Origin of the sequence: Billgrantia zhangzhouensis, assembly GCF_021404465.1 — a bacterium.
Taxonomy (GTDB): domain Bacteria; phylum Pseudomonadota; class Gammaproteobacteria; order Pseudomonadales; family Halomonadaceae; genus Halomonas; species Halomonas zhangzhouensis.
Genome location: NZ_JABFTT010000012.1, coordinates 142,451 through 163,794 on the forward strand (window position 1 = coordinate 142,451; position 21,344 = coordinate 163,794).

Genomic DNA, 21,344 nt, shown 5'->3' on the forward strand with positions numbered 1-21,344 from the left:
CCTTCAGCGCCCGTTCATGCTATTCCGGATGAACGATCAATTATTCGAGAGCTTCTAGCATAGATCGTCCGGCTCGGTCCCTCTAGTCTTCTCGTTCCTGATGAAAGCTTCTCTAGGAAAGGAGAACGAGAATGAACGAGTTGGCACCACGGGCACGGCCCGCTTGGGGGGCAGTCGTTTCGATGGCCCTCGGTGTGTTCGGGCTGGTGACGGCGGAGTTCTTGCCCGCCAGCCTGCTGACACCCATGGCGGCAGACTTGGGCATTACCGAAGGCATGGCGGGTCAGGCAGTAACGGTTACCGCGGCGGTGGCGCTGCTGACCAGCCTGCTGATCTCCACCGCCACCCGCCGCATCGACCGTCGCCATGTGCTGCTGGGCTTCTCGATGCTGCTGGTTGCCTCGAATCTGTTGGTCGCCTTCGCGCCCAACCTGACGGTACTGCTGATTGGGCGCGTGCTGTTGGGGATGGCGCTGGGCGGATTCTGGACCATGTCGATCGCCACCATGATGCGCTTGGTGCCCGAAGATCTGGTACCACGGGGGCTTTCGATCATGTTCAGCGGGGTTTCCGCGGCGACCATCGCCGCGGCGCCGCTGGGCAGCTACTTCGGCGACCTGCTCGGCTGGCGCGACGTATTCCGCATGGCGGCGCTACTGGGCGTGCTGGCGCTGATCGTGCAATTTCTCACCCTGCCGCGCATGGCACCCAGTGGCATGACTCGCCTGCGTACCCTGTTCGACGTGCTGATGCGTCCGCGAGTGGGCCTGGGCATGCTGGCCGCAGCACTGGTCTTCACCGGCCACTTCGCTTTCTTCACCTACATTCGCCCATTCCTCGAAACCGTGACGGGGGTTGGTGTGAATGGAGTGGCCACTATCCTGCTGGGCTTCGGCATGGCCAACTTCCTTGGCAACTACCTGGGTAGCTGGATGGTCGAGCGCAACCTGCGGCTGACCATGATCGCGATGCCGCTGCTGATGGGCGCGCTTGGGGTGGCACTGGTGGTGCTGGAAAGCACGCCGGCTACGGACGCCGCGCTGATGGCGCTGTGGGGGCTGGCTTTCGGCGCCATTCCCGTGGCGTGGTCGACCTGGCTCACCCGCACGGTGCCCGACGAAGCCGAGAGCGCCAGCGGCCTGCTGGTGGCCGCCATCAACCTGGCGATCGCGACCGGGGCAGCGGCCGGCGGTGTCATCTTCGACCTGGGCGGAGCCCTCAACGTGTTCGCCGCCAGTGGTGCGGTGCTGTTGCTGGCCGCGCTGATGATCCTGATGGGCGTACGGACACGGCCACTGGCGACCGCCGGAACCTGAAAACCGTTTCAACAGGAACACTGCCTGAAAGTGCGGCCCGCTTCGGCGGGCTGCGTTTTTGCCTTCGCCTTTGTTAGCTGTTAGCGTGGCTTAACAGAAGAAGTAAAAATGGGAGCAAGTCATATGGATTCAGCCGTCAACGCCATCGTCGGCCAAGCCTTGGTCATGCAGCAGGCCCAAGCCGCACAGCAGGTGCAGCTCGAGGTCTACAAGGATGCCCTGGATATGCAGAAGGACCAGGTTGCCGCACTCATGGCCTCGGCTTCACTGCAGCCGCAGCTGGCCAATGAAGGGATGGTGGGTACCCAGATCAATACTTACGCCTAGTCTTGGCTGAAAAATTTCTGCACTTGGCCATACGGCGTTAAAAATCAGCTCGTGCGCGAGTCCGATCAAAGTACTCATTTACAACCTGTAAACTCCGCTTTTGGACTCGCGACATCCCTGTCGCTCGCTCTTCGAGCAGCAGAGCTGTCCAAATCGGCTTTCCTGCCGTTGCGACCCACAGGGATGTGGGAAGTGCGTTGGCCCGTAGGGAACGGGCCTAAGCCCTGGCCTTCGCTCGAAGATTTTTCAGCTCAAGCCTATCCCTGTAGTGCCCACTTCACTGCCTCTTCGGCGTGTATGGCCGTGGTGTCGTAGAGCGGCACCTCGGTATGGCGCTGCTGCACCAGCAGGGCGATTTCGGTACAGCCGAGGATCACCGCCTCGGCGCCCCGCTCGCGTAGCGATTGGATGATCTCCAGGTAACGCTGGCGCGATGTCTCCTTCACCTGCCCCAGGCACAGTTCGGTGTAGATCACCTCGTGCACCAGGTCGCGCTGAGCCTCATCGGGCACCAGCACCTCGATGCCGAAGCCTTCGGCGATTCGCCCCTTGTAGAAGTCCTGCTCCATGGTGAAGCGGGTGCCAAGCAGGCCGACGCGACGAATGCCGTCGGTGGCCAGACGCTGTGCCGTGGCATCGGCAATATGTAGCAGCGGGATCGAGACCGCTTCAGCCACCTGCGGCGCGACCTTGTGCATGGTGTTGGTGCCGATCAGCAGGAAATCCGCGCCGCCGGCTTCCACGCTGCGGGCGGCCCGGCTCAGGATCTCGGCGGTGGCGTCCCAGTCGCCGGCGTGCTGCAGCCGTTCGATCTCGGCGAAGTCGACGCTGTACAGACACAGCTTGGCCGAGTGAAATCCGCCCAGGGCGGCCTTCACCCCTTCGTTGAGCGCACGGTAGTAGCTTACGGTGGATTCCCAGCTCATGCCGCCGAGCAGGCCGATGGTCTTCATGGTCATGGTTTCCCTCTGTTGTCGTTGTTTCCTGGCTCGCCGTACGCGTGATCACGTCTCGTATTCGTCGTGACGCCGGTTCCACACGTAGGGTGGCGTTTGCGGCCAGCCGGGGGGCGAGTCCTCCCAGGTTTCCTGACGGCCGTAGGGCGTCAGGTCCAGGTAGGTCCATAGGCTGCCCAGGTACTCCACGCCGCGCTTGCCGCTGAAGTAGGTACGATACACCCGCTCGCCGTCGCGCAGAAAAACGCTGATACCATGCCGTTCGCCGCGGTCGGTGTCGGGGGCGTCGCAGTGGCAGCTCGTCACGCCCATGTCCTGGTTGAAACGACTATTCAGCGACGAGTACCACGTCGGGTGCTGCCAGCCCATACGCGCCTGGTAGCGTATGAGCTTCTCCCGTGGCGCCCGGGAGACCAGCACCAGGGTGGTATCGCGGGCGTTCAGGTGGGCGGGGTGGGTCATGGCGTCCACCACCCAGGAGCAGCCGTCGCAGCCGGCCTCCCAGTCGGGCCCGAACATGAAATGGTAAACGATCAACTGGCGGCGCCCCTCGAACAGGTCGAGCAGGGTGGCTTCGCCCTGTGGCCCTTCGAAGGCGTAATCGGTGCGCACCTCGGTCATCGGCAAATGGCGCCGCGCGGCGTTGAGCCTGTCGCGTTCACGCGTATGGGCCTTTTCACGCGCGACCTGTTCCTCCAGGGCGCTGCGCCACGCCTCTTCGGAGACGATGGAAGGCAGGGCGGTAGACCGGTTCATGGTGTTTCTCCACTCAGGACAGGTTGACTGGCGCATTTCCATGGCGACGGGAGGCCAGCCACAGGCCGCGCTTGTCGGATTCGGTCAGGAAGGCCCAGACCCGCTCGATGGGGCCTGGCAGCAGGCGCTCGAAGCGGATGCTGTCTTCGGCAATATCCTTACCGTAGCCGCTGTCATCCATCTTGCCTCTCTCCCTTCGTCGATTCGCCGCCGGGATCGGCTTTGAGCGCCGCTTCCAGCGCGTTCAGGCGTTGGCTCCAGAACCCTTCGTAGAAGCTTAGCCATTGTTCCGCCTCGGCCAATGGCTCCGGCCGCAGCCTGCAGTAGTGGGTACGTCCTTCGATACGCCGTTCCACCAGCCCGGCCTGTTCCAGCACGCGCACGTGCTTGGAAACGGCGGCCAGAGAAATGGGGAACGGCGCGGCCAGCTCGCCGATCTTGCGCTCACCGACCGCCAGCCGTTCGAGCAGGGCGCGTCGGGTCGGATCGGCCAGGGCATGGAAGACCCGGTCCAGATGCGATTCGTCATATTCAACCATATGGTTGATATAGGCGCAGTGAAAGGTATTGTCAACCTTTTGGTTGAATAATGTTCAAGACTCTAACGAGGGGATTGCCTCTGGCTATGAGAGCGATTGAGTTTTCTCCGCTTTACCTGAAGTTGACTTGAGGTATTAGCCTGCGCCTAACGATTGCCCTTGAGAGAAAAAGGAGAACGACATGCAGGCTGTACGGAACGCTCAACCACGCCATGAATCGGCCCGGTGGGAGACAGCGGCGCTCGATCTCGAGGCCTATCTGGCACGCATCGACTATCGGGGGCCCCTTACGCCCAGCGTGGAGACTCTCAAGGCCCTGCAGCAGGCGCACCTCGCCGCAGTGCCGTTCGAGAACCTGGAAATCGTCACCGGCGGCAAGATCCGCATCGACCTGGAAGGCCTTCAGGACAAGCTGGTACGGCGCCGGCGCGGCGGTTATTGCCATGAGCACAACACGCTATTCGCCACGGTGCTGGACCGGCTGGGCTTCGAGGTCGCCGGGCGCAACGCGAGAATGCTGATGGGCGAGGACGCGAGCATCGTCACTCCGCTCGGTCATACGATGTTGGTGGTAAAAGCGGAAGGTAACGACTGGATGGTCGATGTCGGGGTGGGCAATATCGGCCCGCGTGAGCCGATCCTGCTCGAAGTGAACAGCGAGGCGAGCCATGGCCCCTGGGAGTATCGCCTGGAGCGCTCGCCACTGGGGTATTGGCTGCTGCGTCATAAGCGCCTCGGTGAATGGTTCAACATCTATCAGTTCAGTAACGAACCCAACTACCGTGCCGACTCTGGCGAATACAACTATCTGGCCTCTCACCATCCCGGATCGCCCTTCGTGCGGCGAATCGTGGCTCAGCACAACGGCGCCGAGGTACGGCTTGCGCTCACCGATCTCGAGCTGAAAATCTTCCACCCGGGCAAGGCGCCGGAGCTGCACCGGATCGCAGCCGGTGAACTGCCCAGCGTGCTGCGCGAGCGGTTCGGGCTGGCGCTGACCCAGGAGCAGGAGCGCGTGCTGCTGCGGCGAGCCGAGACGCTCGCCGACACCACCTCCGAAGGTGAGCAGCTTGGCACCTGAGTAAGTGGCTAGAGAGGAGCCGCTAGAAGCGCGCATCGCCTATTGCCGGCATCACCACCTCCTTCACATAGGCACTTGGTGATAGCGTCAGCAGGGTGCGCACCAACTGCACCACGTCGTGCATGGGGATGAGTTCGCCGTTGCCGCGCTGGGCCGCGCGTTCGGGTGGCACGCCCAGGCCGTCTTCAGTATTGAGGTGGCCGAGCTGCAGGCAGGTCACCGCCAGGCGCTGCTCGCGAAAGCCCTCGCGCAGTGCCTCGGCAATGCCGCGCAGGGCGAACTTGGTGGCGCTGAAGGCGACCTCCGGCCGGCCGTGGCCGGGCAGCGCGGAGGTCGAGCCGGTGAGTACGATGCGCGGGGAACGGGAGCGCAACAGCGCAGGAAGCAGCGCCTGGATCAGCAGGATGGCGCCGCTGACGTTGACCGTGACGATGTGCTGGATCTCGGCGGGGCTGTCAGCCAGGAAGCGGTAGTCCGGCTCGAAGGCCCGGCTTTCCCACAGCCCCAGGTTGTAGATCAGCACGTCGAGCCCGCTTGCTTCCACGGCCTCAGCCAGCGTGGCGGCCGCTCGCTCGGGAGCGGCCAGGTCGGCGGCAATCCAGTCGATCTCGATGCCGGCGCGTTCCGGCAGCCTCGTCGGAACGCTGCGCGACACGCCGATCAGGTGATCGCCTTTGTTGCCCAGCCCCTCGATGAAGGCCCGGCCCAGGCCCTGGCTCGCTCCCACGGTCATGATGCGCATGCTTTTTCCTCTCGCTGCGGTGATGGTGTCAGGACCGTACGACCTCAAGCGCAGCTGAGGTCAAGCGGGTTGCGCTAACGTCGACGCCTCTGCTGCGCTGCCTTGCGTATCGTCCGGCGCTGCATCAGCGCTTCTGTGGCGTCTTCCTTCAGCGGCAGGCGCGAGGCTCAGAGAATGTCCTCACGGCGGTGTCCCATGTCCTCGAGCATATGGTCGTCGTGCGCCAGCAGCGGCAGGAAGCGCTGGCGAAACCGCCGCCGGCGCAGGTAGTCCTGCCACTTGGTCTCGAGGGCGTGGATTAGCCCCAGCGGGGGCATGGCCGGCATGTAGAAGTCTGGCTGGGGCGGTGGGGCCGGGCGCTTCCTGGCGGTTGGCTGGGGCTGGCGCAGCGGTTCGTACTGGCTCATGTCGCACCTCCTGACGGGCAGCCGCCGTCGGGGCGGTTGCCGGGTCAATTTGTGGAAAAGGAGGGTCGCGACCTCTTGAGGAAGAGCTTGGCTTGGTCTATTGGATCAATCAAACGAAAAGGTCTACATTGTCCTTTAAGAAAAATTGAAAGGTCGAGACATGACTCAAGTTGCCTCTCCCCATACCGCCGCTCTTCAGGCTTCCGTTTCTCAGGGCTCCGTTTCTCAGGGCGTGCCACTTCTCGATAGCGACGTGCTGCGCAGCTTCGTCGCGATTGCCGAGTGCGGTAGCTTTACCCGAGCCGCACGCCAGGTGTTCCGCACCCCTTCGGCACTCAGCATGCAGATCAAGCGCCTGGAGGAAACGCTCGGCCAGGCGCTCTTCGTGCGCGAGGCCCGCCAGGTGCGGCTGACCCCGGAAGGGGAGGTGCTGCTCGGCTACGGGCGGCGCCTGCTCAAGCTCAACGAGGAGGCGGTGACACAGTTCCTGGCGCCCAGCGTCTCGGGCCGGCTGGGCTTTGGCACCACCGACGACGTAGGCACACGCATCCTGCCGGGCGTGCTGGCGCAGTTCGCCCGCTCTCACCCGGCGGTGCAGGTCGATGTGGTGGTAGGTAGCAGTCGTGAAATGCTCTCCCGACTGGATGCCGGCGAACTCGACCTGGTACTGGTCACGGCGGGCAACCCTGGACAGGAGGCGCGCGGCGAGATCGTGCACAGCGAGCCGCTGGTGTGGGCGGGTCGGGAAGGCGGGGTGGCCGCCCAGCGCTCGCCGCTACCGGTAGCGCTGGCACATCAGGGCTGCGCCTGGCGAGGCATGGCGCTGGAAGTGCTGGATCGGGCCGGCTTGAGCTACCGCATCGCCTATTCCTGCGAACACTGTGCCGGTCAGGAGGCTGCCATGATCGCCGACCTGGCGGTATCTCCGTTCCCGCAGAGCCTGGTGCGCCCACCGTTGCGGCGTATCGACCCCAGCCTGCTGCCGCCGTTGGGCGAATATCAGCTAACGCTGGTCAAGCGGCCCGGAGCCAGCCAGGCCTGCGAAACGCTGGTGGGCTACGTAATGGGGGCTTTTGTGAACTATTGAGGTGCCCCTACTGGGCAGGAGATACCTGGCCGATGTTTGGTGCAGCCAGTAGCGTCAGGCGGCCCAGCGAGCCGGCCCGATCAGCTGTGCTCGGCGCGGAGACGGTTGATTGATCTGATTATTGTGTTGTTTGTTTATGATTTATTGGGTATCCGGAATATTTGGTTGATTTCGTGTTATCGCTAGAAGGCACCTACTCGCAGCCTCTACGGATTTCGTCTTGGATTCCCCTGGGGGGGGCGACAAGCCCAAGTATCGACAGCGCAATTTGGTCGAGCGTGCCTTTAGCTGGCTCAAGGTACTACGGCGAATAGCTACGCGCTATGACAAGCCGGCCCGTAGCTTTCGCGCCATGGTATGCCTGGCTTGCATAAGCCGCTGCCTACGCGCTGACTTTTCGTACAGAACCTAATCCTCGATTGCGCTATCTGCGATAACTCAAAGCGGGTCGATCGCTCTTTCGCAGAGTTTGAGGAGCAGCGCAACCCGGGCCTTCACCGGCGATAGATCCACCTCTACAGACAAAGATGCGTTTGGAGCAGGAAGGATCCGCCCCTCAGCACACCGCGTGGCGACTATCACCTCAATGCCGGCGGCCTGAGCCCGAAGCGCGGCGTTCTCCAAATCATGGTGCAGGCTGCCGTTGCCTGTCGCGCCCAGCACGATTCCCGCCACTGCGGCAGGATGCCCTTCCTGCCGTTCGCGGATGAGCGTATCGATCAACTTGCCGCTAGCGCCGGCATGGCTGAGAACGATCTCTACCCGGGGCCATCTATCAGCGGTCGGCAGGGTAATTGATGCGTTCGTTTTGTTTAATGCGCCTTCTCGCGGCCAGCGCCGCAGCAGTCGTACTTGTCCCTCTTCCACATAACCGATGGGGCCGGCATCCCCGGAGCCGAACGCATTCAGACGATAGGGATGATCCTTGCGTATATCCACCGTGCCGTGTACCTCTCCTGCGCACACTACGACTACACCCGTTGCCCCTGCTGTAGTCGCCACGGCTATCGCGTCGCACAGATTTTGCGGCCCATCCGGAGCGGAGGAGGTGGAGGGGCGCATCGCGCAAGTGAGCACAACGGGTTTGGACGACTGAATCACCGAGTGCAGGAAGAACGATGTTTCCTCGATGGTGTCCGTTCCATGCGTGATGACCAGTCCCGCGACATCATCTTGCGCCAGCCAGTGTTCGCTGCGTACACGCAAGGCGTGCCAGGTCGCGAAATCCATGTCCTTGCTATCCAGTTGAGCAATCTGCTCCGCATGCAGAGTGAACCCGTCCGGAGCGGGGATGCCGCCGAGCAGTTCGCTCACGGGCACAGTCCCAGCGACGTAGCCAATGTTGTCACCGGCCTGTGGGGAGGAACCGGCGATGGTGCCACCGGTACCGAGAACAACGATGCGGCGGGAACCGCTAGATGTTGCGTTTTTCATGATGTCGACTCCTTGATTACCAGCCGTAGAAGCGAAGCCAAGTCTCGGTATTGCCATCGGACATCACGGCCTGGTACTCAGGATGTTGCGCACCGGTCGCGCACGCATGATTGGGCAGGATGCGCAACCGCATGCCGATGGGGAAACGTTCCGCAATGCTGCGGTCCGGCTCACCGGTACGGGACAGGATCCCATGCTCCTGGTTGGCACCGCTCAGGATATAACCTTCCAGCACCTTCCCGTCTGCGGAGCACACTTGGCCGTAGCCGAAGTCATGCTGCTGTTTTTGTGTGCCGCGATCACGGCTCATCGCCATCCAACCGGCATCGACGATGGCCCACCCCTTCTCTTCCTGGTGGCCAATGACGGTCGTGAGGACACTCAGTGCGATGTCGTCTACCGTGCACACGCCAACATTGCGCATCACCAGGTCGAAAAACACGTAGACGCCGGCCCGCACCTCAGTCACATCGTCGAAATGTTCGGCCGACAAAGCCGTCGGAGTCGATCCGACGCTAACAACAGGGCACGACAAGCCAACATCACGAAGTCTCTGAGCCGCACGCACGGCGCCCGCCCGTTCCTGTTCAGCGATAGCCAGCAAGGCTGCAGGGTTGTCGTAGTCGTAGCTGGATCCCGCATGGGTCATGATGCCACCCAGGCGCATGCCAGCATCCTGAAGCACACTCGCCACCTCCAGCAGGACATCTTCTTCTGGCTTGATGCCTGAGCGGTGACCGTCGGTGTCGATCTCGATCCATACCTCAAAAACTTCCCCATGCGCTTTACCGAAGCTTCCGATTTCCCGGGCCGCTGCGGCATTGTCCGCGAGGATCTTCAGATCGCAGCCACGTTGACGAAGCGCGAGCGCTGGCGGGAGCTTGCTCGGCACCATGCCAACGGCATACAGGATGTCGGTAATCCCTGCGTCGAAGAACTGCTCGGCCTCCTTGAGCGTCGAGACGGTGATGCCCTGCGCCCCGGCTGCTATCTGCGCCCACGCGACGGACGGGCACTTGCTGGTCTTGACATGTGGGCGGAAGCGCACTCCGAGGGCGTTCATGCGCTCCTGCATGCGTTCGATGTTGTGCTGCATGCGCTGCGTGTCGATGAGGGCGGTGGGCGTGCCAAGTTCTTGCATGGTGGTCATGGGAGGCGCTCGCTCAGGAAACGTGGTGAAGTTGTATGTTGACAGATTGTCCATCTTTGGACAAACTGTCAAAAACATCAACGACACCGGCCCTTGCCATGACACAACGTACTCAGGAGCAGCGGTTGCTGCTCGAGCAACTCAAACAGGTCGCTGACGGGCTCGCCAAGACGTTCGCTCCATTCTGCGAGGTCGTGGTGCACGACCTGCTGGACCCCTCACACGCCGTGCTCGCGATCCACAACAACCTTTCTGGCCGCGAAGTCGGCCATCCGGCCACCGAGCTCGGACTTGCCCGCATCATGGATGCCGAGTTCGAGCAGGTCATCGCCAACTATCCCAATAGCTTCTCAGATGGCCGCCAGGTCAAGAGCACCTCGATCGGCATCAAGGATTCCGATGGGCGATACATTGCAGCGCTCTGTATGAACGTCGACCTCACCGTGTTCCAGGGCTTTCAAGGCATGTTGAATCAGTTCGTCGATATTCAGATGGCCCCCCCCGCCAAAGAGTCGCTGGACCCTACGGGCGCAGACGCCATCCGTGCCCGCATCGATGAGTTCGCAGCACGCCTGGCCACCACGCCGCGAGCCCTTAAGGCGGAAGACCGTCGCACCCTAGTCAAGGAGTTGAAGGCGGAGGGCTTGCTGGAGTTACGTCGCGCGATGGAAATCGTTGCCGCGCACTTGGGGGTCTCCCGCGCATCGGTATACAGCTATGCGAAGTGACAGCCGCATCTTGAGCTTTTGGAGTACAGACGCGGCTCATTCCGGACGAGGTGTTTTGGTCATTCGCGAGGTCCCTGAGCCGCATTCGACATGACTGAATTTGTGCTGCAGGAGCTGAGCGTAGATCGGCTCATTTACCAAAAGCATCCGCGGTCGGCGCGGGTATCGGCACTGTATGGCCTAGGAGACAGGCCAAGAGAGGACTCCAATGATCAATCTTCCCACTTTCGATGACGTGTCCGCAGCGTCTGAGCGTATCAAGGGCCAGGCCCACAAGACGCCGGTGATGACATCCCGCACCGTCGACGAAGCGCTTGGCGCCCAGGTGTTCTTCAAATGTGAGAACTTCCAGCGCATGGGGGCCTTTAAGTTCCGCGGCGCTTTCAACGCCCTGTCGAAATTCAGCCCCGAGCAGCGCAAGGCCGGTGTCGTCGCGTTCTCCTCCGGCAACCATGCCCAGGCCATTGCGCTATCAGCCAAGATCCTGGGCATTCCGGCAACGATCGTCATGCCGCACGATGCGCCGGCAGCCAAGGTGGCAGCAACACAAGGCTATGGCGGCAATGTGGTGTTCTACGACCGCTATACCGAGGATCGTGAGCAGATCGGTCGCGACCTGGCCGAGAAGCATGGCCAGACGCTAATTCCCTCTTACGATCATCCCGACGTGCTCAGTGGCCAGGGGACGGCCGCGAAGGAGCTGTTTGAGGAAGTCGGCTCTCTGGATGCCTTTTTCGTGCCATTGGGGGGCGGTGGGCTGCTATCCGGCTGTGCGCTGGCCACGCGGGAATTGTCGCCGAGTTGCAAGTTGTACGGCGTCGAGCCAGAGGCGGGAAATGACGGCCAGCGCTCGTTCCGCACTGGCAGCATCGTCCACATCGACACGCCCAAGACCATCGCCGATGGGGCGCAGACCCAGTATCTCGGTCAGGTGACCTTCCCCATCATCCAGCGTGATGTCGATGACATTCTGACCGCGTCGGATGCTGAGCTCATCGACTGCATGGCCTTTATGGCAACGCGCATGAAACTCGTTGTCGAGCCAACTGGTTGCCTTGGCTTCGCCGCGGCCCGGCAGATGAAAACCGAGCTGCAAGGCAAGCGTATAGGCGTGCTCATAAGTGGCGGCAACGTTGATATGGCGCGGTTCGCTAACTTACTGACTTCGTAATCTTCTGATGGCCCGTAACCGGGCCGTCCACTCAATTTACTTCCGGCCTTCAATCCTTCGATTGGAGGGTAAAGGCCCCTTTGTCTCTCATAAGGAGAACCACTTAATGAACCAAGCTAATCAACACGTCGATATCCTTTGTAAGAACAGTTCAGAAATCGTACCTCCGGCAGGACACTACTCCCACGTATGCGTGGCAGGCGACCAGGTGTTTATCTCGGGTCAGCTCCCGATCCAGCAGGATGGCACGCCTCTAAGCGATGCCTCATTCGAGGAACAGGCTCATCAAGTGCTTGAGAACCTTGACGCTTGCCTAGCATGCGTAGGCCTTGACAAGACAAGGCTGACGCAGGTGCGTATCTACGTCACTGAAATTAGCAACTGGCCGCTGTTCAACGAGATTTATGCAAGCTGGCTTGATAATCATCGCCCTGCTCGCGCCGTTGCGGGAGTCAAGGAACTTCACTTCGGTGCTGCGGTGGAAATAGAAGCCACAGCGGTGATGAAGAAGACGCTCTAAGACCAACATTACCCTCCCGAAGGAGTCGATACTTTCGCGCCCTATTCCAATGCAAAGAGAGGTTATAGACGCAAAGTAAGAGCCCCGTAGCTTGAGTGCATCAGGCACCGAAAAGAGCCGTATAACGATAACTTTAGTTGTTTATATGAACCTATTGATAATTTGCTAACAAAAGATATAAGAGAGGTCAAAATGTTCAGCACAATAATGGTTTTCTTGGCAGGTATCATTGCGCTGCTAGTCTTGGTAGGGAAGTTCAGACTTAGCGCTTTTCTAGGATTGCTGACTGCAGCCATGGTCATTGGCGTCCTCAGTGGCTTGGGACCGTCGGATAGCCTCGGGGCGATCCAGGAAGGCTTTTCCGGAACTATTCTGGACATCGGGTTAGTAATCATTTTCGGCACGATGCTAGGCAAGCTCCTGGAAGCCTCTGGCGCGACTACCCGCATCTCGTTCGCCCTCATAAACGTGGTCGGAAAGAAGCTTTCCTCGCTGGGAATGGCAATCTCAGGCTACATTATCTCGATTCCAGTCTTCAGCGACGCGGCTTTCGTCATGCTTTCCCCCCTAGTACGTTCCGTTGCTCGGAACGCGAAACAGCACCGTGCGGTAATCGGCGTTTCGCTCGCCAGCGGTCTTCTAGCCACTAATGTCTTTTTCCCTCCCACCCCAGGCCCGCTGGCTGCAGCCGCTCTACTCGACATCGACATTGGCAAGGTAATGATTTTCGGCGGAATCCTTGCGATCATTTACACCGTCTTCGGTTGGGGCTATGCCCACTTCTTTCTGGCCAGAAAGCCAAAAGAGTACTTCGTCTATGACAATGAGCTACCCGCTGCACATGAAGATGATGAATTGCTTGGTGCTGGCTTTGAGGAGCAAGAAGCAACAGTACGTGGGGGAAACAAGCAACCCGCAGCTGAAGGCAGCCAATCACCAAGAGAAGTTGGACAGCTTAGGGAGCTCAGTGCTGCCGCCGCATTCCTACCCTTGGCCGTCCCCCTTTTTATGATTCTACTGAATACACTAACCACAGCATTTTATGCTGAGAACTCGGGAATCGTCGAGATTACATCCTTCATCGGTGACCCGACCATGGCTCTGGTTATCGGCGTCATCGTCTCAGCTCTTGTCTATCATAAGCATATTGATAAGGGCATGAGTGGAATCATCAACTCATCTCTAAGCGATGCAGGCCCTATCGTCTTTATAGTCGCGGCAGGCGGCGCGCTTGCAGCGATCCTCCGTTCCTCAGGGGTCGGTGAATCACTCGCCAATTCCATTGTTGACACCGGGATGCCATTTATCCTCGTTCCATTCACCATCGCCGCAATCATCAAGTTAATCAACGGATCGGGCACCACATCCTTAATCACGACAGTCACGATTTGTGCCCCCCCTGGTTAACGTTTTGGATATCGATCCGATCCTGCTCTTCCTGTCCGCGGCTACAGGGGCCAGTATCGCTTGCCACGTCAACGATAGCTTCTTTTGGGTCTACAACAACACGCTCGGATTTAACATGAACACCTCATTGAAGACCCTTACGGTCGCCAACGTTATTTCAGCTCTAGGAGCACTCTTCGGGCTCTTCCTCATCGAAATATTCTTTTTCTAGAGAAGAAGGAAACTCAACAATGCCATCAAGAACTGTAGCTATCATCACCACCGGTGGTACTATCTCTGCCGCCGGGGCCCCCGGCGCCACCACTAACTACAAAGACGGTGTGTTCGAAGTCGATGCCTTGGCCGGTTCGGTGCCTGGGCTATCCGACCTTGCACAAATCAAGGGCGAGAACTTCTGCAGCCAATCCAGTACGGATCTGACCGCAGACCAATGGCTAGGGTTGGCAGCAAGGGTCGTCGAGTTAACAGCAACCGACGTGGATGGGATAGTGATCACCCATGGAACCGACACTCTGGATGAGATTGCCTATTTTCTACATCTGACCTGCCACACCGACAAACCCATAGTGATTACCGGGGCAATGCGCCCCGCGACAGCAACTAGCGCTGACGGACCACTGAACCTGTACCAGGCCGTAGCGGTCGCGGCGCACCCAGAATCGGCAGGACGAGGCGCGTTAGTTGTGTTCCAAGACACCATTTACTCCGCTCGGGATGTTCAAAAGCTCAGCACGTTCAAAGTTGACGCCTTCGGAGGTCGAGAGTACGGGTGCCTCGGCTACATCCGTGATCATGATCTCCATTACCTGTACCGATCAGAAAAGCGCCATACATCATCGTCAGAATTTGATCTAAACACCGTAACTCAACTGCCGTCTGTCCCCGTGCTCTTCTTCGGCCAGCACAGCCCCTCCACATAGTGGATTACTACGCCAGCCAGTTCACGGGTCTGGTAGTAGCAGGAGCGGGAGGATCAGCAATCAGCCGTCCTTGGCGAGAAGCGCTTAGGCGAGCCACCGATGCAGGTATTGTTGTGATCCGATCTAGCCGAACCCTCAATGGACTTACCGTTATTGACGACGTCATGGACGGGGAATCCGGAACAATCCCCTCGTATACGTTGCCGCCTCAAAAAGCTAGCGTTCTTCTCAAGCTTGCTCTGACACGCAGTCGTGACCGAACGGAGGTTGAGCGGATGTTTCGAGAGTACTGATTTCAGGTGGCGATCTCAGGCCGAGCCAACTGCGCTCACCTTACTACAAGGGCGCAAAGCTCTGACTCGCGCCTTCCTACATTCGGTAGCAACGAAATAGGATGGCGTCGAGTCTGAAACCCAGAAATGTCGAGGAGTACTGCGCTTTACCAAGGCGTAGTTGCAGTGTTCATCGCACAGGCCTATGGTGTCGACCTGAGCATCAGCCAGTATCTGACCATCGTGCTGACCGCGACGCTGGCATTGATCGGATCCTCGATATGGCGCGCACGTCGATGAACGTAGTAGGCGACTGCGCTGTAACCTGCCTGGTCGCTCGCAGTGAAGGTGAACTCGATCAAGCCGCCTACGATACTCCCCATGTGCTCAAATCCGAGGCAATAATCGAACACGGGGGTAGTGGGGAACAACCGGACACAACCCTCACTTGAGCCCACCTCGGCCTATCCCTGTGCGGGGCGGATTCCGCTCCGCACTCCACACTTCCGCTGGCACCTGGGCATCGGCAAAGGCATTTCAGTATCAACCGCACGCCATGCACCAGCACCTTCGAGTACGTTGACAACATCGCAGGGGCAGAAGGAAGTCTGGAAGAATCTTATCAGTGCCGTGAATGGCGTGAGGAGATGCTGACCTTCTTCGAGACCGACATCCCAGTCACCAACTCCTTCACAGAGTCGATCAACAGGCTGGCCAAGGACAAGAACCGCGATGGCCGGGGCTCCTCATTCGAGGTGATGCGGGCCCGGATGCTCAATACCACCAAGCACAAGAAGAAGGCCCCCCAGACCAAGGAGTCCCCGTTCCTGGGCAAGGCCACCAAGACCTACGGCAGGGGGCTCTCCGAGCCCGAGAAGAACTTCGGCGTCGACCTATCAACCTTCTTGGAAGATTAAGGTTTTGGTGGATCAGAAGGGATCGTCAACCACTTAATTCGGATACCCGTTTTATTTCCACATGGTGAAGCTTTGCGACGAGCCGCGTCAAACCGAACTCGGCCGTAAAATATGCTGCTTCACACAAGTTGGCGAGAAAGTGTTCATTCTGCATCGGTGACGTCGGGGCGGTAGAAGATGAAGGCTTCGGTCTCGGCGGTCAGCAGGAATTCGTTCGCCCAGGGTGGGTGAACGGTACGGTCGTGAAAATAGAGCGCTCCGTCGGTATGGTCGGGTAACTCCTGATTGAGCGCCCGGCGGGCAACTTCCTTGGCTACTTCATAGGCGTCGCCTTCCATCACCTCGTCGGGCCTGCCGTCACACCACCAGGAGAACTGGCATGGGCTCTGCTCGGAGCCTTGTCTCACCACTTCGCAGATGGTGTTGGGAAACTCCTCGCTGGCCAGCCGGTTCATCACCACGTTGGCCACCGATTCCATGTCTCGGCCCGGTACACCCTTCGCTTCCCAGTAGATGGTGCGTGCCAGGCAGGTCAGCGGTTCTTCCAGCGGGTCGCTGCCCTCCGGGTCGACGACCTGTGCCTCCTGCTCGTCGAGCGGCTCCACGGGCTCGCTGACCTGTACATCGGGGGCCGCGACCTGCTCCAGTATCTCGGCCTTGCGCGCTGCCTCGTCTGCCTGGGGGGCAGGATTGACGACGGCCACCGCCACCACGGGCAGGGAAAGAAGCAGCCAACCGATAAGCCGGGAGGGGAGCATGGGAAGAACCTTTTTGTATCGTTATGGTGCTGTTCTCTTGGGTGTCCAATCGGTGCGTAACGTAACGAGTATAGTTTTCCCGAGTGACTCGCACTCCATGCCAATTTGGCATTGGGTGCGGATGCCTGGCTGAATCAGGAGGCAGCGGGAAAGAGGCGCCGGGGTACCCACCACAGGAAGATCGCCATGCCGATAAGTTCGACCAGCGACTGGAACACGATGGCAACCACCGCCAGTTCGTAGGAAGCGGGAAGAGAGAGCGCCAGGGGCAGAACGACGAAGGAGTTGCGCGTGCCCAGGCTGAAGGCCAGTACGCGTCCCTGGGCAGTGGGGAGGCCGAACGCTCGGGCCAACAGGCGAGCCAGCAGTGCGGCGGCGATCAGAAAAGCGGTGAAGGCCAGTAGCAGCCCGCTGAGTAGGGGTAACGAATCGGCAACGACGCCGACCTGGGTAGCGGCGATGCTGAACACTACCAGGGCTAGCAGCGGCACCGGCAGCCATCCCAGGCGCTCGATGCCAGCTTCGCGCCTGTGGCGTCCCTGAGCCCAGGTCTCGGTCACGAAGGCCAGCAGCAAGGGCAGCAGGATCAACCCCGCAAAGGCCAGCAGCAGTTCATGCCGTACCATGGCGAGACGCAGGTTTTCGTCCAGGAACAGCCAGAGATAGACGGGCAGCAGCGCGATTTGCAGCAGCAGGCTGATCGGCGAGAGAGCGATGGCATAGTGCGTCCTGCCACCACCCAGGTGGGAAAAGGTGATGAACCAATCCGTGCATGGCACCAGCAATACCAGCAGCATGCCCAGGCGAACCGCCGGCTCGGCAGCGAAAAGGCTCGCCAACCCCCAGGCGACCAAGGGTAGCAGCAGGAAATTGCCCGCCACTGCGGCCACCATGAAGCGCGTATCGCGCCATGCGCCGCGCAGCCGCGTCAATGGCACCTGGGTGAAGGTGACGTAGAGCAGCGCCCCCAGCAGCGGCCACAGCAGGGCTTCCAGCATGCCAACCCGCCCCGGCAGGGCCGTGCCCAGAGCCAAGCCCATGGCGATGAACGCTAAATAGACCAGCACCTGATATTTCTCGAGCGTTTGGCGGGTCAAGGTAGAGGACTCTTACGGGCCAGAACGGGGGAGACGTTCATCATCACGCAGGGTCAACACTTCATAGCCATCTGCTGTCACTGCGATCGTATGCTCCCACTGGGCAGATAACATCTTGTCGCTGGTGACCACGGTCCAGCCATCGCGCTTCGTTTTTACCTTGGCCTTGCCTTGATTGATCATCGGCTCGATGGTGAAGGTCATGCCTTCCTGTAGCACCAGGCCTTGCCCAGGTTGACCGTAGTGCAAGACTTGGGGAGCCTCGTGCATCTCCCTGCCGATACCGTGCCCACAATAATCACGGACTACGGAATAGCCATATGCGGTGGCATGCCGTTGGATCGCATAGCCAATATCACCGAGAGTCGCCCCAGGTTTCACGACCCCGATGCCCTGCCACATGGCCTCGTAGGTGGCACTCACCAACCGCTTGGCAGCCGGTGAAACGGCACCGATCATGTACATCTTGCTGGAGTCGGTGATGAAACCATGCTTCTCGAGGGTGATGTCGACATTGACGATATCGCCGGACTTGAGAAGCTTCGTTGCCGACGGCATGCCATGGCAGACAACGTGGTTCAAGGAGGAATTGAGAACGAAGGGGAAGCCGTATTGCCCCCTGCTTGAGGGGCGGGCCTGCAGGGTGTGGGTAATGTACTCCTCCGCCCAATCATTGATCTGCATGGTCGATACGCCGGCCTCGATATGGGCGTCGAGGTAGGTGAATACCGAGGCGAGCAACCGCCCCGACTGGCGCATCAGGTCGAGTTCTTCGGGCTCTTTGATGACTACCTCATCCATGGATGACCTGTTTGACATTCACCGAGGCTGCCTTCAACTGTCCCTTCATGATGTCACGAAATGTCATTTCAGGATGGGTTTCGGCGAGCATGCCAATCTTTATCCAATACTCGGCCTGAGCGTTGATGGAACGGAGCATAGGGCTGCTGGCCTTGCGGATCTCATCATGCAGCTCATCGCTGATCTTTACGATACCCATAGGATCACCAATATACGATTGATATATGAATCGTATGTTTACAAGGAGTGGAATTCAAGCAACCTGTCGGCGATGAGACATAGCGGGCAACCGGAGGCATCCATTGACCTGTATTTAACTTGAGGTTTTACGCTCCGGTAGTGTAGCCATACAAAGGAGCGAACCATGCAACGCGTGCAACCGGATATCTGGGAAACCGAAGTCGAGAGCCCCTTTCCTGGGCTGACCGTGCATGCCTATCTGCTGACTCGTGACGAGGGCAACGTGCTTTTCTACAACACCGGCCATCAGCATGAGTTCGACAGGATGGAGGAGCTGGGCGGCGTGGCCTATCAGTATCTGAGCCACCGGGACGAACTGGGGGAAACGCTTGTGACGATCCATCAGCGACTCGGGGCCAAGCTGGGCGGCCATCGCGCCGAGCTTGACGATTTTGCCCGCTACCGCACGCCTGACATCCTGTTCGAGCGGCGCGAGATGCACCTGGGCAACGTCGAGGTGATCCCCACTCCGGGACACAGCCCAGGCAGCACCTGTTTCCTGGTGCACTCGCCCCATGGCAAGCGCTATCTGTTCACCGGCGACACGCTCTACCGTGGCGAGCAGGGCGACTGGTGCGCCGGCTTCATTCCAGGCCACAACGATGAAAGAGATCGGCAAACGCTGGCCGAGAGCCTCAGGCTGCTGCGTGAGCTCGAGCCGGATGTGGTGTTTGGCAGTGCTTTTCTCGGCGACACGGGCTTCCAGGAAACGACGCCAGAGGACTGGAAGCGTCATGTGGACGGTGCCCTGGCGCGACTGCTGTGCTGAATCGCGCGAGCCATGGCAGAGGGGGCTTGGCCGCCCCCTGCCTCTAGCGAGTCGGGTTCCGGCGCAGCTCCGGAACGACCAGCACGGCGAGCGTCAGAGCGGTAATTGGCAGCACGAAGTAGAGCATCAGGGCGCTGAATCCGGCTAGTGCGTCGTGGTGGGTGGCGGCCAGGATCAGGTAGGCGGTATAGGCCAGGTAGTAACCCAACAGCACGGCACCTTCCCAGCGGTCGATGGCACGGGCGGTAAAACAGATCGGCAGGCAGGCCACGGCCACGGCGACCATCACCGGCAGGTCGAGGCTGAGCATGGCTTCGGTCACGGCAATGCCGGCTGGGGCAATCAGGCCGGTGAGGCCCAGCACGCCGAGCAGGTTGAAGATGTTGCTGCCCACCACGTTGCCCACGGCGATGTCCCGCTGGCCGCGCAGGGCTGCGACGATCGAGGTCACGACCTCGGGCAGCGAAGTGCCCGCCGCCACCACGGTCAGGCCGACCACCTGATCGCTGACACCGAACCAGGCGGCCATCACCACGGCCGAGTCGACGAACAGGCGTGAGCCCGCCACCAGCATGGCGAGCCCACCAATGACATAAAGCGCGTCTTGCCACCCGGGGCGGGGGCTTGCCTCGCGGTTGTCGACTGCCGGCTCGTTGGCGGGCGCCTGGCGCCGGCCCTGCCGCAGCAGAAAGCCGGTGTAGGCCACCAGGCCCAGAACCAGCAGCCCACCGTCCAGCCGGCCGATGCTGCCATCCAGCGCCATCGCCAGCACGACCAGGGAGAGCACGATCATCAGCGGAATATCCAGGCGGATCAGCTGCTGGGCCACCGCGAGCGGCACGATCAGCGCCGAGACTCCCAGGATGAACAGCACGTTGAAGATGTTGCTGCCCACCACGTTGCCCATGGCAATGCCCGCCTGGCCGCTGAAAGCCGCCTTGAGGCTGACGACGAGTTCCGGGGCGCTGGTGCCGAAGGCCACCACGGTGAGACCGATGATCAGCGGGGAAAGGCCCAGGCGAGCCGCCAGGCGCGATGCGCCCTGTACCAGACCCTCCGCGCCCAGGATCAACAGTACCAGGCCGAGAGCCAACAGCAGCAGCGTTACCATCGGTGGGTTCCTTGTCTTGTGGTCGAGGAGTGCGCGTCCCCATGGGGGCCGGCGCGGGTGCGAAAGGAAACGGCTAGGCGGCAGGGGCGGGCAGGGACAGGACGCGGGTGGCCAGCGTGGCGGTATCCAGCAGCAGCATGGCTTCCTGCGCGCCATCGAGGGTGGCGACCCGCTTGCCCTGGTCGATCCAGGCCGCCGAACGGCCGCCGCCGGTTTCGCCATCGCAGGGACCGATGCAGTTGGCCATCAGTATCGTCATGGCGTGCTCGCGGGCGAAGGTGGCGTAGTAGGCGTAGGCCTCGTCCATGCGCGGCGAGAGCTTGGCCACGCTGGCGAGGTACACATCCGCGCCGAGACTTGCCGCCGTGGCGACATGATCGGGCTGCAGCGACTCATAGCAGATCGCCAGGGCCAGGCGATGTTCGCGGGTTTCGATCAGCATCGGCTGCTCGCCGGCCGAGAAGTAGGGCAGTTCGTCGTCGTGCAGCAGCTGCTTGGCATAGGCCTGGCGCCCCACATGGGGCTGGAACACCACCATGCCGATCTGCGGCTTGGTCGAGGTGACCAGCGGCAGCCCGGCGGCGATGGTGATCTCATGGGTGTCGCTCAGGAGCTGGAACGCATCCAGCCGTGGATCCTCCACGTGAGTGGCCAGCGCCTTGGCCAGCGAGGGCTCATAGCCGGTCAGCGAGAGCTCGGGGAAAAAGATCAGCTCGATATCGTGCGCTGCCGCCTGCTCGATGAACGCCACGTGGCGCTTCAGGTTGGCCTCGATATCGCCCGTCACGGAGGCGTACTGCACGGCACACAGCTTCATCGGCTCGCTCCCTCTCGCCTG

At 60.6% G+C, this 21,344-nt stretch carries 27 protein-coding genes and 2 pseudogenes; 15 read left to right on the plus strand and 14 right to left on the minus strand.

Translation table 11 applies throughout. From position 1 onward, the window contains the following. Nucleotides 1–131: 131 nt before the first annotated feature. Complete coding sequence (locus HOP51_RS15995) at nucleotides 132–1,316, plus strand: MFS transporter (RefSeq protein ID WP_234274913.1); 1,185 nt, start codon at nucleotides 132–134, stop codon at nucleotides 1,314–1,316. 123 nt (nucleotides 1,317–1,439) lie between these two features. Beyond that, entirely contained in the window at nucleotides 1,440–1,643 is a 204-nt protein-coding gene (locus tag HOP51_RS16000; RefSeq protein ID WP_234274914.1) for a putative motility protein, read from the plus strand. A gap of 257 nt (nucleotides 1,644–1,900) precedes the next feature. On the opposite strand, the gene HOP51_RS16005 is transcribed toward HOP51_RS16000, so the two are convergent. Genes HOP51_RS16005 through HOP51_RS16020 form a run of 4 tightly spaced genes read right to left on the minus strand, consistent with a single transcriptional unit; the run spans nucleotide 1,901 to nucleotide 3,894 of the window. Further along, nucleotides 1,901–2,596 (minus strand): aspartate/glutamate racemase family protein, encoded by a 696-nt coding sequence (locus HOP51_RS16005; protein ID WP_234274950.1) that lies wholly within the window; start codon nucleotides 2,594–2,596, stop codon nucleotides 1,901–1,903. A 51-nt stretch (nucleotides 2,597–2,647) separates the two neighbouring features. Further along, complete coding sequence (locus tag HOP51_RS16010; protein WP_234274915.1) at nucleotides 2,648–3,355, minus strand: DUF899 domain-containing protein; 708 nt, start codon at nucleotides 3,353–3,355, stop codon at nucleotides 2,648–2,650. A 13-nt stretch (nucleotides 3,356–3,368) separates the two neighbouring features. Beyond that, nucleotides 3,369–3,536, minus strand: a complete 168-nt coding sequence (locus tag HOP51_RS16015) for a hypothetical protein (protein WP_234274916.1) — start codon at nucleotides 3,534–3,536, stop codon at nucleotides 3,369–3,371. Continuing rightward, nucleotides 3,529–3,894, minus strand: a complete 366-nt coding sequence (locus HOP51_RS16020) for an ArsR/SmtB family transcription factor (protein ID WP_234274917.1) — start codon at nucleotides 3,892–3,894, stop codon at nucleotides 3,529–3,531. The genes HOP51_RS16015 and HOP51_RS16020 overlap by 8 nt, the downstream gene beginning before the upstream one ends. A gap of 181 nt (nucleotides 3,895–4,075) precedes the next feature. Here HOP51_RS16020 and HOP51_RS16025 point away from each other — a divergent pair, with 181 nt between their 5' ends. Continuing rightward, nucleotides 4,076–4,975, plus strand: coding sequence for an arylamine N-acetyltransferase family protein (locus HOP51_RS16025; protein WP_234274918.1), 900 nt, complete (start codon nucleotides 4,076–4,078; stop codon nucleotides 4,973–4,975). Nucleotides 4,976–4,997: 22 nt separating this feature from the next. Here the strand turns inward: HOP51_RS16025 and HOP51_RS16030 are convergent, their stop codons facing one another. Beyond that, nucleotides 4,998–5,717: an SDR family NAD(P)-dependent oxidoreductase gene (locus HOP51_RS16030; protein ID WP_234274919.1), complete on the minus strand. Its 720-nt coding sequence runs from the start codon at nucleotides 5,715–5,717 to the stop codon at nucleotides 4,998–5,000. A gap of 167 nt (nucleotides 5,718–5,884) precedes the next feature. Continuing rightward, the gene (locus HOP51_RS16035) at nucleotides 5,885–6,124 is read right to left on the minus strand and encodes a hypothetical protein (protein ID WP_234274920.1); all 240 of its coding nucleotides are present in this window, start codon (nucleotides 6,122–6,124) and stop codon (nucleotides 5,885–5,887) included. Between the two features lie 160 nt (nucleotides 6,125–6,284). Here HOP51_RS16035 and HOP51_RS16040 point away from each other — a divergent pair, with 160 nt between their 5' ends. Together HOP51_RS16040 and HOP51_RS16045 are read left to right on the plus strand one after the other, a co-directional pair. Next, complete coding sequence (locus HOP51_RS16040; RefSeq protein WP_234274921.1) at nucleotides 6,285–7,211, plus strand: LysR substrate-binding domain-containing protein; 927 nt, start codon at nucleotides 6,285–6,287, stop codon at nucleotides 7,209–7,211. Nucleotides 7,212–7,452: 241 nt separating this feature from the next. Further along, nucleotides 7,453–7,623 (plus strand): annotated as a pseudogene (locus HOP51_RS16045) (transposase); the annotation flags it as partial. 26 nt (nucleotides 7,624–7,649) lie between these two features. Here HOP51_RS16045 and HOP51_RS16050 read toward each other — a convergent pair. Continuing rightward, on the minus strand, nucleotides 7,650–8,645 hold the full coding sequence (locus tag HOP51_RS16050) for an asparaginase (protein ID WP_234274922.1): 996 nt from the start codon (nucleotides 8,643–8,645) through the stop codon (nucleotides 7,650–7,652). Nucleotides 8,646–8,661: 16 nt separating this feature from the next. Beyond that, on the minus strand, nucleotides 8,662–9,795 hold the full coding sequence (locus HOP51_RS16055; protein ID WP_234274923.1) for a DSD1 family PLP-dependent enzyme: 1,134 nt from the start codon (nucleotides 9,793–9,795) through the stop codon (nucleotides 8,662–8,664). A 98-nt stretch (nucleotides 9,796–9,893) separates the two neighbouring features. On the opposite strand from HOP51_RS16055, the gene HOP51_RS16060 reads away from it, so the two are divergent. From HOP51_RS16060 to HOP51_RS16090, 9 genes and pseudogenes are all read left to right on the plus strand, one after another. Then, nucleotides 9,894–10,523 carry a helix-turn-helix transcriptional regulator gene (locus HOP51_RS16060; RefSeq protein WP_234274924.1) on the plus strand — a complete coding sequence of 210 codons (630 nt, stop codon included), beginning with the start codon at nucleotides 9,894–9,896 and terminating at the stop codon, nucleotides 10,521–10,523. Between the two features lie 208 nt (nucleotides 10,524–10,731). Next, entirely contained in the window at nucleotides 10,732–11,694 is a 963-nt protein-coding gene (locus HOP51_RS16065) for a threo-3-hydroxy-L-aspartate ammonia-lyase (protein ID WP_234274925.1), read from the plus strand. Nucleotides 11,695–11,800: 106 nt separating this feature from the next. Then, nucleotides 11,801–12,214, plus strand: a complete 414-nt coding sequence (locus HOP51_RS16070; RefSeq protein ID WP_234274926.1) for a RidA family protein — start codon at nucleotides 11,801–11,803, stop codon at nucleotides 12,212–12,214. Nucleotides 12,215–12,406: 192 nt separating this feature from the next. Beyond that, nucleotides 12,407–13,621 (plus strand): GntP family permease, encoded by a 1,215-nt coding sequence (locus tag HOP51_RS16075; protein WP_234274927.1) that lies wholly within the window; start codon nucleotides 12,407–12,409, stop codon nucleotides 13,619–13,621. Continuing rightward, on the plus strand, nucleotides 13,605–13,832 hold the full coding sequence (locus HOP51_RS21080; protein ID WP_407061815.1) for a GntT/GntP/DsdX family permease: 228 nt from the start codon (nucleotides 13,605–13,607) through the stop codon (nucleotides 13,830–13,832). The genes HOP51_RS16075 and HOP51_RS21080 overlap by 17 nt, the downstream gene beginning before the upstream one ends. Nucleotides 13,833–13,851: 19 nt before the next feature. Then, entirely contained in the window at nucleotides 13,852–14,541 is a 690-nt protein-coding gene (locus HOP51_RS16080; RefSeq protein ID WP_234274928.1) for an asparaginase, read from the plus strand. After that, nucleotides 14,541–14,834, plus strand: coding sequence for a hypothetical protein (locus HOP51_RS21085; RefSeq protein WP_407061816.1), 294 nt, complete (start codon nucleotides 14,541–14,543; stop codon nucleotides 14,832–14,834). Before HOP51_RS16080 ends, HOP51_RS21085 begins: the two co-directional genes overlap by 1 nt. A gap of 165 nt (nucleotides 14,835–14,999) precedes the next feature. Continuing rightward, complete coding sequence (locus HOP51_RS21090) at nucleotides 15,000–15,113, plus strand: hypothetical protein (RefSeq protein ID WP_407061817.1); 114 nt, start codon at nucleotides 15,000–15,002, stop codon at nucleotides 15,111–15,113. Nucleotides 15,114–15,395: 282 nt separating this feature from the next. After that, nucleotides 15,396–15,730 (plus strand): annotated as a pseudogene (locus HOP51_RS16090) (transposase); the annotation flags it as partial. Between the two features lie 143 nt (nucleotides 15,731–15,873). Here the strand turns inward: HOP51_RS16090 and HOP51_RS16095 are convergent. The 4 genes from HOP51_RS16095 to HOP51_RS16110 form a co-directional block, all read right to left on the minus strand. Further along, nucleotides 15,874–16,488: a cell wall hydrolase gene (locus HOP51_RS16095; RefSeq protein WP_234274929.1), complete on the minus strand. Its 615-nt coding sequence runs from the start codon at nucleotides 16,486–16,488 to the stop codon at nucleotides 15,874–15,876. 134 nt (nucleotides 16,489–16,622) lie between these two features. Beyond that, complete coding sequence (locus HOP51_RS16100) at nucleotides 16,623–17,585, minus strand: arsenic resistance protein (RefSeq protein WP_234274930.1); 963 nt, start codon at nucleotides 17,583–17,585, stop codon at nucleotides 16,623–16,625. A 12-nt stretch (nucleotides 17,586–17,597) separates the two neighbouring features. Continuing rightward, nucleotides 17,598–18,386, minus strand: coding sequence for a type I methionyl aminopeptidase (map, locus tag HOP51_RS16105; RefSeq protein ID WP_234274931.1), 789 nt, complete (start codon nucleotides 18,384–18,386; stop codon nucleotides 17,598–17,600). Continuing rightward, complete coding sequence (locus tag HOP51_RS16110; protein WP_234274932.1) at nucleotides 18,379–18,585, minus strand: ParD-like family protein; 207 nt, start codon at nucleotides 18,583–18,585, stop codon at nucleotides 18,379–18,381. Before HOP51_RS16110 ends, map begins: the two co-directional genes overlap by 8 nt. A gap of 165 nt (nucleotides 18,586–18,750) precedes the next feature. On the opposite strand from HOP51_RS16110, the gene HOP51_RS16115 reads away from it, so the two are divergent. Further along, a complete protein-coding gene (locus HOP51_RS16115; RefSeq protein ID WP_234274933.1) occupies nucleotides 18,751–19,395 on the plus strand; it encodes an MBL fold metallo-hydrolase in 645 nt (214 codons plus the stop codon). Nucleotides 19,396–19,438: 43 nt separating this feature from the next. Here the strand turns inward: HOP51_RS16115 and HOP51_RS16120 are convergent, their stop codons facing one another. Further along, the gene (locus HOP51_RS16120) at nucleotides 19,439–20,506 is read right to left on the minus strand and encodes a calcium/sodium antiporter (protein WP_234274934.1); all 1,068 of its coding nucleotides are present in this window, start codon (nucleotides 20,504–20,506) and stop codon (nucleotides 19,439–19,441) included. A 73-nt stretch (nucleotides 20,507–20,579) separates the two neighbouring features. After that, nucleotides 20,580–21,323, minus strand: coding sequence for a carbon-nitrogen hydrolase family protein (locus HOP51_RS16125; RefSeq protein WP_234274935.1), 744 nt, complete (start codon nucleotides 21,321–21,323; stop codon nucleotides 20,580–20,582). Nucleotides 21,324–21,344 lie beyond the last annotated feature (21 nt).

Coding starts and splice junctions, on each gene's coding strand:
- HOP51_RS15995 (WP_234274913.1), top strand. CDS start 132: ATGAACGAGTTGGCACCACGGGCACGGCCCGCTTGGGGGGCAGTCGTT.
- HOP51_RS16000 (WP_234274914.1), top strand. CDS start 1,440: ATGGATTCAGCCGTCAACGCCATCGTCGGCCAAGCCTTGGTCATGCAG.
- HOP51_RS16005 (WP_234274950.1), bottom strand. CDS start 2,596: ATGAAGACCATCGGCCTGCTCGGCGGCATGAGCTGGGAATCCACCGTA.
- HOP51_RS16010 (WP_234274915.1), bottom strand. CDS start 3,355: ATGAACCGGTCTACCGCCCTGCCTTCCATCGTCTCCGAAGAGGCGTGG.
- HOP51_RS16015 (WP_234274916.1), bottom strand. CDS start 3,536: ATGGATGACAGCGGCTACGGTAAGGATATTGCCGAAGACAGCATCCGC.
- HOP51_RS16020 (WP_234274917.1), bottom strand. CDS start 3,894: ATGGTTGAATATGACGAATCGCATCTGGACCGGGTCTTCCATGCCCTG.
- HOP51_RS16025 (WP_234274918.1), top strand. CDS start 4,076: ATGCAGGCTGTACGGAACGCTCAACCACGCCATGAATCGGCCCGGTGG.
- HOP51_RS16030 (WP_234274919.1), bottom strand. CDS start 5,717: ATGCGCATCATGACCGTGGGAGCGAGCCAGGGCCTGGGCCGGGCCTTC.
- HOP51_RS16035 (WP_234274920.1), bottom strand. CDS start 6,124: ATGAGCCAGTACGAACCGCTGCGCCAGCCCCAGCCAACCGCCAGGAAG.
- HOP51_RS16040 (WP_234274921.1), top strand. CDS start 6,285: ATGACTCAAGTTGCCTCTCCCCATACCGCCGCTCTTCAGGCTTCCGTT.
- HOP51_RS16050 (WP_234274922.1), bottom strand. CDS start 8,645: ATGAAAAACGCAACATCTAGCGGTTCCCGCCGCATCGTTGTTCTCGGT.
- HOP51_RS16055 (WP_234274923.1), bottom strand. CDS start 9,795: ATGACCACCATGCAAGAACTTGGCACGCCCACCGCCCTCATCGACACG.
- HOP51_RS16060 (WP_234274924.1), top strand. CDS start 9,894: ATGACACAACGTACTCAGGAGCAGCGGTTGCTGCTCGAGCAACTCAAA.
- HOP51_RS16065 (WP_234274925.1), top strand. CDS start 10,732: ATGATCAATCTTCCCACTTTCGATGACGTGTCCGCAGCGTCTGAGCGT.
- HOP51_RS16070 (WP_234274926.1), top strand. CDS start 11,801: ATGAACCAAGCTAATCAACACGTCGATATCCTTTGTAAGAACAGTTCA.
- HOP51_RS16075 (WP_234274927.1), top strand. CDS start 12,407: ATGTTCAGCACAATAATGGTTTTCTTGGCAGGTATCATTGCGCTGCTA.
- HOP51_RS16080 (WP_234274928.1), top strand. CDS start 13,852: ATGCCATCAAGAACTGTAGCTATCATCACCACCGGTGGTACTATCTCT.
- HOP51_RS16095 (WP_234274929.1), bottom strand. CDS start 16,488: ATGCTCCCCTCCCGGCTTATCGGTTGGCTGCTTCTTTCCCTGCCCGTG.
- map (WP_234274931.1), bottom strand. CDS start 18,386: ATGGATGAGGTAGTCATCAAAGAGCCCGAAGAACTCGACCTGATGCGC.
- HOP51_RS16110 (WP_234274932.1), bottom strand. CDS start 18,585: ATGGGTATCGTAAAGATCAGCGATGAGCTGCATGATGAGATCCGCAAG.
- HOP51_RS16115 (WP_234274933.1), top strand. CDS start 18,751: ATGCAACGCGTGCAACCGGATATCTGGGAAACCGAAGTCGAGAGCCCC.
- HOP51_RS16120 (WP_234274934.1), bottom strand. CDS start 20,506: ATGGTAACGCTGCTGCTGTTGGCTCTCGGCCTGGTACTGTTGATCCTG.
- HOP51_RS16125 (WP_234274935.1), bottom strand. CDS start 21,323: ATGAAGCTGTGTGCCGTGCAGTACGCCTCCGTGACGGGCGATATCGAG.